Source organism: Photorhabdus caribbeanensis (assembly GCF_018448885.1).
GTDB classification, from domain to species: Bacteria; Pseudomonadota; Gammaproteobacteria; order Enterobacterales; family Enterobacteriaceae; genus Photorhabdus; species Photorhabdus caribbeanensis.
Window position 1 is genome coordinate 1 of the sequence record NZ_RCWB01000031.1, and the last position, 13265, is coordinate 13265.

Annotated in this window: 12 protein-coding genes; 10 read left to right on the forward strand and 2 right to left on the reverse strand. The window is 45.6% G+C overall.

Features of this window, described 5'->3' with window-relative positions:
• The 10 genes from EAE90_RS17855 to fbpC all read left to right on the forward strand — a co-directional run.
• Positions 1–377, forward strand: a 377-nt coding sequence (locus EAE90_RS17855; protein WP_214054609.1) for a type VI immunity family protein, incomplete at its 5' end; no start/stop codon positions are given.
• Positions 378–414: 37 nt separating this feature from the next.
• A complete protein-coding gene (locus tag EAE90_RS17860) occupies positions 415–1560 on the forward strand; it encodes a DUF3396 domain-containing protein (RefSeq protein ID WP_214054656.1) in 1146 nt (381 codons plus the stop codon).
• 37 nt (positions 1561–1597) lie between these two features.
• Positions 1598–2743: a DUF3396 domain-containing protein gene (locus EAE90_RS17865; RefSeq protein ID WP_214054657.1), complete on the forward strand. Its 1146-nt coding sequence runs from the start codon at positions 1598–1600 to the stop codon at positions 2741–2743.
• A gap of 3 nt (positions 2744–2746) precedes the next feature.
• Positions 2747–3019, forward strand: coding sequence for a PAAR domain-containing protein (locus EAE90_RS17870; protein WP_214054610.1), 273 nt, complete (start codon positions 2747–2749; stop codon positions 3017–3019).
• 1852 nt (positions 3020–4871) lie between these two features.
• The gene (locus EAE90_RS17875; protein WP_036782088.1) at positions 4872–5504 is read left to right on the forward strand and encodes a response regulator transcription factor; all 633 of its coding nucleotides are present in this window, start codon (positions 4872–4874) and stop codon (positions 5502–5504) included.
• Positions 5501–7045 carry an MASE1 domain-containing sensor histidine kinase gene (locus tag EAE90_RS17880; RefSeq protein WP_214054611.1) on the forward strand — a complete coding sequence of 515 codons (1545 nt, stop codon included), beginning with the start codon at positions 5501–5503 and terminating at the stop codon, positions 7043–7045. The genes EAE90_RS17875 and EAE90_RS17880 overlap by 4 nt, the downstream gene beginning before the upstream one ends.
• 73 nt (positions 7046–7118) lie before the next feature.
• Positions 7119–8459 carry an MFS transporter family glucose-6-phosphate receptor UhpC gene (uhpC, locus tag EAE90_RS17885; RefSeq protein WP_214054612.1) on the forward strand — a complete coding sequence of 447 codons (1341 nt, stop codon included), beginning with the start codon at positions 7119–7121 and terminating at the stop codon, positions 8457–8459.
• Positions 8460–8476: 17 nt separating this feature from the next.
• Positions 8477–9508, forward strand: coding sequence for an ABC transporter substrate-binding protein (locus EAE90_RS17890; protein WP_214054613.1), 1032 nt, complete (start codon positions 8477–8479; stop codon positions 9506–9508).
• Between the two features lie 134 nt (positions 9509–9642).
• Entirely contained in the window at positions 9643–11721 is a 2079-nt protein-coding gene (locus tag EAE90_RS17895; protein WP_214054614.1) for an ABC transporter permease, read from the forward strand.
• 15 nt (positions 11722–11736) lie between these two features.
• Entirely contained in the window at positions 11737–12813 is a 1077-nt protein-coding gene (fbpC, locus tag EAE90_RS17900) for a ferric ABC transporter ATP-binding protein (protein WP_214054615.1), read from the forward strand.
• Positions 12814–12853: 40 nt separating this feature from the next.
• Here fbpC and EAE90_RS23955 read toward each other — a convergent pair whose 3' ends face one another.
• Together EAE90_RS23955 and EAE90_RS24310 are read right to left on the reverse strand one after the other, a co-directional pair.
• Complete coding sequence (locus EAE90_RS23955) at positions 12854–13066, reverse strand: toxin-antitoxin system HicB family antitoxin (protein WP_246550901.1); 213 nt, start codon at positions 13064–13066, stop codon at positions 12854–12856.
• Positions 13063–13197 (reverse strand): hypothetical protein, encoded by a 135-nt coding sequence (locus EAE90_RS24310; protein WP_268747245.1) that lies wholly within the window; start codon positions 13195–13197, stop codon positions 13063–13065. The genes EAE90_RS23955 and EAE90_RS24310 overlap by 4 nt, the downstream gene beginning before the upstream one ends.
• Between the last annotated feature and the right edge of the window lie 68 nt (positions 13198–13265).

A 13265-nucleotide genomic window follows, 5' to 3' on the forward strand; every position in this document is an offset into this window, starting at 1 on the left:
TGATCCGGGCCGGTCAATACCCGGACTTAACACCACTGCCGGGCAGTGTCCCGGAGAGTTATTTTGCTATTAACCAACTGATACGCCCAATACGAGTCATTCCCCGCGAAGGCCATTCCCTGCACTTTTATGGCGAAGGTCATTTTGATGATATTTCCACACTGGCCTGGTATGCCCGTTATGACCGGGGACCGCTGCATGTAACCCCTTTGAGAGGTGATCATCCGGCACTGGTCAGCGGGATCTGGCGAACCGATAGCCTGCCTGGCCAGCAGTATTTCTTTGCTCAGGGGGCGATGTCTTTTGATGTTGAAGGTGCAGAACCGGGCACAACCCTCTGGCATCTGGTACGGGAAGCGGCAAATATGTGGGAATAACAGATTATCCACCGACTCATAACTTACGGAGAAAATGATGGAAACTGTAGATGACTTTGCCCAGTTGAAATCACAACTGACCGCGTTTACCTTCCTCAATGGCGATGGGCTGACTGTTTCTCGTCTTGGGATTTCTATCACTCTGTTTTTTAAACAGGGTTACACCCAGGAGAAAAAACAGCGTATTCTGGCCTGTTACCGGCGTTTTCGGGAGGAGTTCGGCACTCACCTGCGTTTTCACCGTCATGAATTTAAAGGGTTAAGAAAATATTCACCGGAAAATATTGCCAAAGTGGAAGACGGTATTCTTAATCAGAAAAAAAACCAGCTTTCTAGCTGGGATGTTAGTGATGCTAGAAATCTTTATGAAGCTCCTCTCTATCTGATGCATTATCTGGATTCCCGAGAAATTGATGGTGACGATGATAGCTCCTACCTGAGTCTAGTGCTGCCCTGGAATTATTTGAAAGAGCAAGAAAGCATGGCTCGTTTTATGGCCTGGCTGGAGTTTCTGTGTGAACAACTCGAACCGGACAGTGGGGACTGTGGCTACAGTCTGGTCTTACCCAACGACTTCTATGACTACTTTCCTTTAGAGTATCAACTAGCGCAACGTTACCCTTCCCTGCAAGTGAACTCCGCAGTGTTCACAGCTAAATTACAGTATGAACACTCCATTCGTGGCATTAATTGGATCACCCTGCTGTCCAAACGATTTGTAAACCGATTGGGTGGGGAATTCTGGATACGTCAGGTGCTGCGCCCCTACCGGGATGTGGAGATTACCCCTTATTCCAATGGTCTGATGATCCGGGCCGGTCAATACCCTGACTTAACGCCACTACCGGGCAGTGTCCCGGAGAGTTATTTTGCTATTAATCAGTTGATACGTCCGATACGGGTCATTCCCCGTGAAGGCCATTCATTGCACTTCTATGGTGAGGGGCATTTTAATTCAACTTCCACCTTGGCCTGGTATGCCCGTTATGACCGGGGACCGTTGCAAGTAACCCCTTTGAAAGGCAACCATCCGGCACTGGTCAGTGGGATCTGGCGAACCGATAGCCTGCCGGGCAAGCAGTACTTCTTTGCTCAGGGTGCGATGGCTTTTGATGTTGAAGGTGCAGAGACGGGTACAACGATCTGGCATCTGATACGGGAAGCGGCAAATATGTGGGAATAACAGATTATCCACCGACTCATAACTTACGGAGAAAATGATGGAAACTGTAGATGACTTTGCCCAGTTGAGATCACAACTGGCCGCGTTTACTTTCCTAAATGGCGATGGGTTGACTGTTTCCCGTCTGGGTCTCTCAATTACCCTGTTTTTTAAACAGGGCTACACTCAGGAGAAAAAACAACGCATTCTGGCCTGCTACCGCCGCTTTCGCGAAGAGTTTGGCCCTCACCTGCGTTTTCACCGTCATGAATTTAAAGGGTTAAGAAAATATTCACCGGAAAATATTGCCAAAGTCGAAGAAGGCATTCTTAGCCAGAAAAAAAACCAGCCTTGTGGTTGGGTGGTCAGTGATGCCAAAAATGAAGATGAGGCACCTCGTTATCTGATGCGTTACCTGGATTCTCGGGAAGCTAATGGTGACGATGATAGCTCCTACCTGAGTCTGGTACTGCCTTGGGATTATCTGAAAGAGCAAGAGGGTATGACCCGGTTTATAGACTGGCTGGATTTTCTGTGTGAACAGCTTGAACCGGACAGTGGTGACTGTGGTTACTGTCTGGTCCTGCCCAAAGATTACTATGACTATTTTCCTTTAGAGTACCAACTGGCGCAACGTTACCCTTCCCTGCAAGTGAACTCCGCAGTTCATACAGCTAAATTACAGTATGAACACTCTATCCGTGGCATTAACTGGATCACCCTGCTGTCCAAACGATTTGTAAACCGACTGGGTGGAGAATTCTGGATACGTCAGGTGCTGCGCCCCTACCGGGATGTGGAGATTACCCCTTATTCCAATGGTCTGATAATCCGCGCAGGCAAATACCCTGACTTAACGCCACTACCGGGCAGTGTCCCGGAGAGTTATTTTGCTATTAACCAACTGATACGCCCAATACGAGTCATTCCCCGCGAAGGCCATTCCCTGCACTTTTATGGCGAAGGTCATTTTGATGATATTTCCACACTGGCCTGGTATGCCCGTTATGACCGGGGACCGCTGCATGTAACCCCTTTGAGAGGTGATCATCCGGCACTGGTCAGCGGGATCTGGCGAACCGATAGCCTGCCGGGCAAGCAGTACTTCTTTGCTCAGGGGGCGATGGCTTTTGATGTTGAAGGTGCAGAGACGGGTACAACGGTCTGGCATTTAATACGAGAAGCAGAAAATATGACGGAGTAAATAATGCGCAGTGTAGTGGAAAGTAAAAAAATTATCCTTAAAGGTGATACTACAACAACCGGAGGCGAGGTTTTAAATGGCTCCGATTTGGTAAACCAACAACTATCGGTTGCCTGTAAAGGCGACTCGGTGTTTTGTCCTGCCTGTAAACAAACCGGCGCGATTGCGGAAGGTTCTAACTTATTCAATATACAAGGAATACCTGTCGCGCAGGAGGGACACCTGGTTAATTGTGGTTGCCCGACCGGCGCTTGTCGATTACAGGTACGGTCATAACTCTCCAATGCTATACCCGTCATCTTTCAAGCTGCCTCTTTGTTGGCTGCACTCACTCACCCCGGTCACATAGTTACCTATGCTCCCGGGGATTCGCTCCCTGGCCGCCGCGATGCAACTTGAAATCCATAGAGTATAAAGCCTTTAATTGAAATACCCATAAAACCAGAGCAGGTTTTAAACGGTGATTAAAAGTTATTTTTTAAACGTATGATTTTAATCGGCATCTGGTTTTAATCGTTTTTTATCTTTTGGATATCCGCTTTTTGCTAAATTTAAACATTAATGATATATCGTGGTTTTACGTTTAAACGAACATTAATCATATCCGATTTATTTTGACTGACACTGTTTTACCGACATGATTTTACCAATATTGTCTTACTGGTAATTCTGCGAGTTTTTATAAATTATCACCTTTTGTTTTTTCTTTATAAGTCGCTGATAAATAGTTCTCTAGTATAGAGATACCATTAATGTTTCTTAGGATAACGCCTTTTTTAGCATTTAAATTCTGCTAAATTAATATTTTCATCTCTTCTTTATCGTATTTTTTATTGATTTTTTTCGTAAAACGGTGGTGCAAAAATACTTTAATGTCAATCTATTATATTAATGTTATTTTACGTGATTATGTCTTTTCAACTCTCGGTTAATGGTTAGTGAATTTCGACTAAACGTCATTAATCATGCCACTGAATATTTTTATTTTCTTGGTTAAATCAGTCTATTGAATAAAGTATTTAATCTCTCCCTGTTTATCTTTTTAAATAGTCATAGCTGGTTAAGCAAATGTAAAATAAGTGGAGTGTAGTATTACCGATTTACTGATAAGTGGATTGAACATAGCAGGGAATAGGTTGTTTTTAGTCACTCTATGCCTTTTAAAAAGCTGACATTAATGGACTACCTATTTTTTAATCCTTAGTTGATTAATCACCGGTAAAGTTAAAAAAGTAATGTTGAAAATATGATAAGCTTGTACAGTGGTTTTCATTCTGAGTGGTTATCTGTTTTTAATTGTAAATCGGCCATGACGAAAGGTTTTTACATTTTCTGAACCGTATTTAACCTCCTTGTTTTCATTAAACTGACATTTAGATTTCCTCCTTTTTCTATATTTGATTTTTTAGGTTTAAAACCAATGAGGGTAACAGATAAATAACGGTATTAAGATTAACGCCAATTTATTTAATCATTTTTAATATTGCCAGCTTGGTTTTCTACAACTATAGTCTCTGATTTTTCGTAAACTTGTTACAGTCAGGCAAAATCTTTTATTTAAGCAAGTTGGTTTAATGCGGTTAATACTGTTAAATATTTTGATAAGATATATTCTTGTTATTGGGTTAATGCTGTTATTTTTTTCACCTTGTTTAATCAATTTAAAACCTGTTTTTTCTGATGTTTTCTCTTCCAATATCAGCATGACATCGGACTTTTTACCCACTTTTAAAAATCCTTAATCAATTCTTTTTACTTTCGATGATTAAAGTTTTTACCTGTTTTTTCGTGGTTAGCCTGGAATCTTTTCCAGCTTTTAAAACTACGCTGATAGATAAAAAAGGCTTTTTTTAACAATTGCCCCGTAAATCCTAGCCCAATGCGAGGGTTTACGGCGGTTTTTGCCAATCCCTATTTTTCTGGCTTGCGCCACGCCAGTACTCAGAGCATAAAGGTGGCTCATAAATTCATAGTTAACAAACCATCTTTCCCTCCATCTACTTAGTCATCCGACAATTCACTAAATTTGTTAGCTTTCTTGCAGATTTAGTTGATTAATTTGCACAACCTGCCTTTCCTGCACATCATATAAATTATTTCATTAACCATTATCCATTAACGAAAACTTATGATTAGAGTTGCACTTATTGACGACCACGTAGTGGTCCGTTCCGGCTTTGCTCAACTACTCGCGCTTGAAAAGGATCTTGAAATCGCCGGGCAATACGCCAATGCCAAAGAAGCTTGGTTGGGTTTACTCAGAAACCCGATTGACGTTGCTGTGATGGATATCGATATGCCCGATGAAAGCGGTTTACACCTGCTCACCCGGTTACGGCAAAAACGGCCTGATTTTCGTACCATTATTCTCAGTATTTATGACACCACGGCATTTGTACAAAGTGCGCTGGATGCCGGCGCCTGCGGCTATCTCACCAAACGATGCGGCCCGGAAGAATTAGTACAGGCAGTACGTTCCGTACATCAAGGCGGTTGCTACTTGTGCGCCGATGCACTAAAAGCACTGCGTCAGACACCACAAGAGATTAAAGCACTGCAAATTCTGACGCCCAGAGAACGGGAAATATTTTCTCTACTTATCAATGGCATCAATGTTAAAACTATCGCAGAACAACTCAACCTCAGCCATAAAACAGTTCATGTTCATCGTGCCAATATTCTTAGCAAACTCCAGTGCAATAGCACTATTGATCTGGTTCATTACGCTCTGCAACACCAGATTCTAACGGGGAACTTATGAACAGAGGATCACGATTTGGCCTGATATCACTTTTTCTGCTGTTTTTCTATTCACTGAGTTGGCTTGCTCTGTGGACTATCAGCTTCTACCTGAATGATAACGGGCAACAAGCGGCACTGCTTTTGCCACAAGGGTTGCGGCTGGCACTGTTTATCCTACTGGGGCGTCGTTACTTACCAACCTTATTAGCCACTGAGATTATTATTTTGCTATGGCTCGGCAGTGAACAACTTATTACTCACAATATCATTCTGCTATCACCCTTTCTCAGCCTAATACCTGCCCTTACAGTGCAGCAATTCTGGGGACGCTATACCCTGTATTGGCAACGGCTCTCGATTCTGCTAGCCGGCGTAGCCGCCAATAGTGTGTTACAAGCCGTTTGTCTGGGGTTTACGCTGACTGTCGGCGCCAGCCATCTGTTTCTTACCTCGATAACCGGTGGCGTTTTGCTGTCACCTTTTGTTTATCTGATCCATGAATATCTGCGTCAGCAACATCTAAGAAATATGCTGCAACCGAGCGATCCTGATCCGCAGTTACGCCCTTCCTTGTTGATGTGGTGCTGTCTATTCTGCTTGCTCGGGTTAAGCGCTCAGATCTTTATGTCACCAGAAATTGAGAATCTTTTAATCATTCTCATATTTATTCCCAATGTCTTTATGGCCTACCGTTATGGCTGGCAAGGCGGCGTATTGGCGGCTCTGTTAGGCAGTCTAATGATCACATCAGCTCGGCAATTCAGTGGCACTTTTAACGACTTAAGCGAACTGGAAATGTTCCTGACCATTCAGTCCTTATTAGGCATGGGCTTGGGGATAGCAATCAGCCGTCAGCAACAGCTCGCTGAAAATTTGCAACGTTACCGTGAATTGCTAGAACGGGAGTTAACCGCCCGCCGTATCCTGATGAAGAAACTGATTCACACAGAAGAAAACGTTTGTAAAAGCATCGCCCGCGAGTTACATGATGAAATTGGTCAGAATATTACCGCCATTCAAATTCAGGCAACGCTGATAAAACGTACCGCCGCTACCCCGGCAACAGAAATGATCGCAGAGCAAATCAATCATCTTGCCCAACAGATTCATCAATCCACACGTCAATTATTACGCCAATTGCGCCCACCGGTTTTAGAAGAGATGTCTTTAGAAAAAGCACTTCACCATTTGATCCATGAACTTGCATTTAAAGAACAAAATATCGATTGCCAATTGGATTATCAGCTTCCTCAAAATCCAACGGATGAAACGGTGGTTTTTACCCTTTACCGCTTGGTTCAAGAGTTACTGAACAATATCAGCAAGCATGCTCAAGCGACTCGAATCGCTATCATCCTGCGGCAATACCGGGATGTGATCGAACTCAGAATTAGTGATAACGGCATCGGCATTGCAGAAGACAAAATAAAAGGCGGATTTGGCCTCCAGGGTATTGAAGAACGTATCCGTGCATTAGGGGGAGATTGGCAATTAAGTAATGATAACGGCACACGCATAACTGTTAACCTGCCCACAAATTCTGATGAAAATCAGGCATAAATAAGAATTATTCCTAGTTTCCTAAAACCTTACCCCATCCACTTTCATTAATTTTTCTTTACATTTTCTTTTCATGGAGGAGCCTCGTATGCAAGCCACCAGCCAGGAACAGATTTCACAACACTATCGCCGCTGGCGTGGTCGTCTGCTAATTTCCATGATCATTGGCTATGCCGCATTTTATCTGACGCGAAAAAGCTTCAACTTCGTCATGCCCGTTATGCAATCGGAATTAGGACTGGATAAAGGGCATATCGGCTGGATAACCAGTCTGTTCTATCTGGCTTACGGCAGCTCAAAATTTATTTCCGGCGTATTTCATGATCGCACCGGCTATCGCTGGTTTATGGGCGCCGGATTAGTGATGACAGGTGTGTTAAACATTATCTTTGCTTTCTGCTCATCATTTTCCGCACTGCTGATCATCTGGACACTAAACGGCTTCTTTCAGGGATGGGGCTGGCCGCCCTGCGCCAGATTGCTGACACACTGGTATTCCCGCAATGAGCGGGGCTTCTGGTGGGGATGCTGGAATACATCCATCAATATTGTCGGCATTACCGTCCCAATGTTGGCCGCTTTTCTGGCGACAAGTTACGGCTGGCAAACAGCGCTGATGATGCCGGGAATTATCGGCATTTTATTAGGCATCTGGCTCTGCCATCAGTTATGCGGCATACCACGACAACAAGGTTTGCCCAGTGTGGGGCAGTGGCGGCAGGATTTACTGGAGCTTCGACACGAACAGCTATCGCCCCCCATGCCGATGATGCAGATATTGCGGGATACGATCTTAACTAACCGAACTATCTGGTTGCTAGGATTCTCCTACATTCTGGTCTATCTCATCAGAATGGCGATTAACGATTGGGGAAATCTGTGGTTGTCGGAAACACATGGCGCCAATCTGCTCAGTGCCAATGCGACGCTCTCGTTGTTTGAACTCGGTGGTTTAACCGGCGCCCTATTTTCCGGTTGGGGATCTGATTTACTGTTCCGCGGCCAACGCGCGCCAATGATTCTGCTATTCGCGCTTGGACTGTTCATGGCTGTCACCGCATTGTGGCTGACTCCCATTCATCACTACGCGCTGTTGGCAGCCTGTTTTTTCAGTATCGGTTTTTTTGTATTTGGCCCGCAAATGCTAATTGGGCTGGCAGCAACAGAATATTGCCATAAACAAGCCGCCGGCACTGTCACGGGCTATCTGGGATTATACGCCTACCTGGGCGCGGCAATCGCAGGTTGGCCGCTAAGCCAAGTGGTTGCCCACTATGGCTGGTCAGGGATGTTCGCCCTGCTCACCGCCGCAGCCGCCATGATGGGTCTGCTGTTGATGCCACTGTTAATGGCCGACGTTAGCAAAAGGGAACATGGAGTAGCATCACTACTTTCTAATAATAAGCAGTTTTGAATACTAAGGATAAGACAATGAAACTGAAACCTCTCTCTACACTTATCGCAGCCGGTTTGGTCGTTGCTGCATTTACCAACAGCGCTCAAGCCGCCGGACGATTGATCGTTTATTGCAGCGCCACTAACGCTATGTGTGAAACTGAAACCAGAGCATTCGGTGAAAAATACAATGTAAAAACCACTTTTGTCCGTAATGGCTCAGGCAGTACCTTGGCAAAAATTGAAGCCGAAAAACGCAATCCACAAGCGGATGTCTGGTACGGCGGGACTCTGGACCCACAATCTCAAGCGGGAGAGATGGATCTGCTAGAGCCTTACAAATCCCCTAATCTGACGCAAATCATGCCGCAGTTCCGCGACCCGGCTAAACGTAAAGGCAACTACAGCTCCGCCGTTTATGTCGGTATTCTTGGCTACGGCGTCAACACTGAACGCCTAAAAGAGAAAAATCTGCCGATTCCAACCTGCTGGAAAGATCTCACCAAACCAATATATAAAGGCGAAATTCAGATTGCCGATCCTCAAAGTTCAGGCACCGCATACACTGCATTAGCGACCTTTGTTCAGTTATGGGGCAAAGATCAGGCATTTGATTATCTGAAAAAACTAAACGCTAATATTTCTCAGTACACCAAATCCGGCATTGCCCCAGCACGAAATGCCGCCCGCGGCGAATCCGCGATTGGTATCGGTTTCCTGCATGATTACTCATTAGAAATAGAAAATGGCGCACCACTAAAACTTATCGCGCCATGTGAAAGCACCGGTTATGAAATCGGCGGCGTAAGTATCATCAAAAATGCCCGCAATATGGACAACGCCAAACTGTTTGTTGACTGGGTGTTATCCAAAGAAGCACAAGAATTGAGCTGGAAGAAAGGGAAAGCTTATCAGATCCTGACCAACACCAAGGCGAAAGCGGCTCCTTTGGCACTTAAATTATCCGATCTGAAACTAATCAATTACGACATGGATAAATATGGCGCCAGTGATGTACGCAAAGAATTAATTACCAAATGGGTGACAGAAGTGAAAATGGCGAAATAAAGCCAGTCAAGGGCGGAGCATTTCCCGCCCTTAAGAAGCTATCCGTCAGGCTACTTTATGTTCCCGCACCAATAATGCCTCAAAGGATGGCTGCTTACTGCTGCTACCACACAATAATAAAATAGAAGGAAATTATGTCTCACACCTTTATTCTGCCTATCAGACAAAAGCAGGATGCCGTGTTCTGGTGGGTTGCTTTGATGTGGCTGGCCTTCGCGCTTTTGCCATCATGGAGCCTGGACTACGGCCTATTCGAATCTACTCAAGATGAACTGCTCGCCGCCTACGGCTGGAACGGATTAAACATCAGCTTACTGTGGTTCCTGCTGCCCTCGGCGCTGCTGCTACGTCCGCTCACACCAGCAAACCGCAATCAGCATAGCCGCCACTATTTTGATGCAGGTTATGCCTTATTATGTGCGCTATTTGTGGTTATCAGCGCGGCTATTATCGGTCGCGGGCTGGGCTACTCTACGATTCTCCTGTTTATCTCGCTAGGCGCGATTATTACTCTGGCCCTGTCTCGCCTTGAATGGTTAGGTGGTGATAGTTTTGTTATCGGTTCATTAGTCACGGTTATTGCCCTCATCGGCATATTTATCCTTTATCCGAGTATTGCCATCTTTATTCCGATGTTTACGGATGATGCCGGTCAGTTTGCCCCATTTGCTTTTATATCGATCCTGGGGCAAGCACACATTATTCAGGTTATCATCAACTCTGTTTTGCTTTCGCTGGCGGTTGGCGCAGGTTGCACCTTCTTCGGGCTGGTGCTGGCAATTTATACCGCCCGCATCGCCCGCCGTTCCGCGATTATTGGCCGGGTATTCTCCATCTTACCTATCGTCACACCACCGTTTGTTGTCGGTTTAGGCGTCACCCTGATGATGGGCCGTTCCGGTTATATCACTGAATTTATGGCAACCTGGTTTGGCCTAACCAACACCAACTGGCTGTATGGCTTTACCGGCATCTGGCTGGCGCAAGTTCTGGCCTTCACCCCAATGGCATTTATGATCCTTGATGGCGCTATCAAAACCATCCATCCCTCATTGGAAGAAGCTGCCTATACTCTGCGTGCCAATCGCTATCAGACGTTCTTCAATGTTTTTATCCCACTGTTGAAACCAGCACTGGCGAACTCTTTCCTGATTGTCATTGTCCAGTCGCTGGCAGATTTCAGTAACCCACTGGTACTGGGCGGTAGCTTTGACGTACTGGCGACCCAAATCTATTTCTATATCACCGGTTCTCAACTCGACTATCAAGCCGCCAGTACTCTCGGCGCTTCGCTGCTGGTCTTCTCGCTACTGGTCTTCTGCGTGCAATATCTGTGGATTGGTAAACGTTCCTACGTCACAGTTTCCGGCAAATCCTACCGTGGTGATGTACAACCGTTGCCAACTTCACTGGTTTGGGGCGTCTGTACCATTCTATTTATCTGGGTTGTGTTCAACATTCTGTTATACGGCAGCATCTTTTACGGCAGTTTCACCGTCAACTGGGGCGTGGATTACACCCTGACCTTCGATAACTTTATCAAACTGTTCGGTCAAGGTATGCACGATGGCGCATGGCCATCATTACTGGATACCCTGCTCTACGCCGGTATCGCGGCCCCCATTACCGCCATCCTCGGTTTGCTAATTGCCTACATTGTCGTACGTCAGGAATTTCGCGGTAAAAAAACCATCGAATTCACTACCATGCTGTGCTTTGCCGTACCGGGCACCGTCGCCGGGGTTTCCTACATTCTGGCCTTTAACGATTCACCTTTTTATCTCACCGGAACTGCGGCAATCGTCATTATCTCCATGACCATGCGCAATGTACCGGTAGGTATCCGGGCAGGGATTGCCGGTCTTGGACAAATTGATAAATCACTGGATGAAGCTTCACTCAGCCTGCGTGCCGGATCGATGAAAACCATCTTCCATATACTATTACCCTTACTGCGCCCGGCGATTTTATCTGCGCTGATCTACAGCTTCGTTCGTGCGATTACCACCGTCAGCGCGATTGTCTTCCTGGTGACACCAGACACCCGCGTAGCGACCTCTTATATTCTGAATCGAGTGGAAGATGGCGAATACGGAGTGGCTATCGCTTATGGCTCGATCCTGATTGTGGTTATGCTGGCTATTATTTTCTTATTTGACTACCTGATTGGCGAAGCGCGGATCTCGCGTTCCAAAGCCAAAAATACACAGTAATCACGGAGTGACGACATGACACAACAAAATTTTGTCGAACTGAAAAATGTAACCAAACGGTTCGGTAGCAACACCGTGATCGATAATCTGGACCTATCTATTCCGCAGGGACATATGGTGACACTGTTAGGGCCATCCGGCTGCGGCAAAACCACCGTATTACGTCTGGTTGCCGGGCTGGAGAAACCTAGCGCAGGTAAAATTTTCATTGACGGTGAAGACGTCACAGATCGCTCTATTCAGCAACGAGATATCTGCATGGTCTTTCAGTCCTATGCCCTATTCCCGCATATGTCACTGGGGGAAAATATTGGCTACGGGCTGAAAATGCTAGGGCGGCCTAAAGCAGAAATACGGGAACGGGTTAAAGAGGCGCTGGAGCTGGTGGACTTAGGCGGCTTTGAAGATCGTTACGTAGACCAAATCTCCGGTGGTCAACAACAGCGTGTCGCTCTCGCTCGCGCACTGATCCTCAAGCCTAAAGTGTTACTTTTCGATGAACCGCTGAGTAACCTTGATGCCAATCTGCGCCGCAGTATGCGCGAGAAAATTCGCGAATTACAGCAGCAATTTAATATTACCTCGCTATACGTTACCCATGATCAAAGTGAAGCATTTGCAGTTTCCGATGCGGTACTGGTGATGAATAAAGGTAAAATCATGCAAATCGGCACGCCACAAACACTCTATCGCCAACCGGCGTCTGAGTTTATGGCAAGTTTTATGGGAGATGCCAATATCTTCCCGGCGACTTTGGGTACTAGTTATGTTGAAATTTTCCAATATCGCCTGCCACGACCAGCAAACTTCACCACCAACCGGCAATCGGTAACGGTAGGCGTCAGACCGGAAGCGATTACCCTGAGCCATCATGGAAATAGCAACCAACGCTGCACCATTAGCCATGTGGCTTACATGGGGCCACAATATGAAGTCACAGTCGATTGGCAAGGGCAAACTCTGTTGTTACAGATTAACGCTACCCAATTGCAACCCGATGTTGGCGATAATTATTATCTGGAAATTCATCCATTTGGGATGTTTATTTTAGCCGAGAAAAGCAGCAGTGAGTTTGATTGCAGAAGATCCTGACTTTTAGATCAACAGGCCGCCAAATGGCGGCCTATAATCCTCAAGAATGCTTTTCAATGACCAAATCAACACCCTCATTAAGCAGTTCATTGATAGATTGATTAGTAGATTGTGCAGTGATAGCAAGCGCCCGATGACGCTCTGGTGACAGACGCGTGGTTACTTTGCCGCTATACAATTTGTAAGGTTCTATACCCTCTTTTTGACACTCATCAAAGAAGATCGCCAAAGATTTAGTCCCTTCTTTCTTCAACTCATCGACGCTATAGGCGTAAAAGTCTGCGCCGCATTCAACCCAACAAATTCACCACGAAACATCTCGATTTCTGGATCAAAAGTGATAACAGCCACATGGCCGTCAATTTTTAACGTATTGTTCATCATGACCTAATTCTCGACTAAAACAGCAAGAACCTGGTAAATAATATAATTAAATTTCCCAGGCTCCTGAT

Excerpts from the sequence above, each read along its gene's own strand:
- EAE90_RS17860 (WP_214054656.1), top strand. The coding sequence starts at position 415 with ATGGAAACTGTAGATGACTTTGCCCAGTTGAAATCACAACTGACCGCG.
- EAE90_RS17865 (WP_214054657.1), top strand. The coding sequence starts at position 1,598 with ATGGAAACTGTAGATGACTTTGCCCAGTTGAGATCACAACTGGCCGCG.
- EAE90_RS17870 (WP_214054610.1), top strand. The coding sequence starts at position 2,747 with ATGCGCAGTGTAGTGGAAAGTAAAAAAATTATCCTTAAAGGTGATACT.
- EAE90_RS17875 (WP_036782088.1), top strand. The coding sequence starts at position 4,872 with ATGATTAGAGTTGCACTTATTGACGACCACGTAGTGGTCCGTTCCGGC.
- EAE90_RS17880 (WP_214054611.1), top strand. The coding sequence starts at position 5,501 with ATGAACAGAGGATCACGATTTGGCCTGATATCACTTTTTCTGCTGTTT.
- uhpC (WP_214054612.1), top strand. The coding sequence starts at position 7,119 with ATGGAGGAGCCTCGTATGCAAGCCACCAGCCAGGAACAGATTTCACAA.
- EAE90_RS17890 (WP_214054613.1), top strand. The coding sequence starts at position 8,477 with ATGAAACTGAAACCTCTCTCTACACTTATCGCAGCCGGTTTGGTCGTT.
- EAE90_RS17895 (WP_214054614.1), top strand. The coding sequence starts at position 9,643 with ATGTCTCACACCTTTATTCTGCCTATCAGACAAAAGCAGGATGCCGTG.
- fbpC (WP_214054615.1), top strand. The coding sequence starts at position 11,737 with ATGACACAACAAAATTTTGTCGAACTGAAAAATGTAACCAAACGGTTC.
- EAE90_RS24310 (WP_268747245.1), bottom strand. The coding sequence starts at position 13,197 with ATGATGAACAATACGTTAAAAATTGACGGCCATGTGGCTGTTATCACT.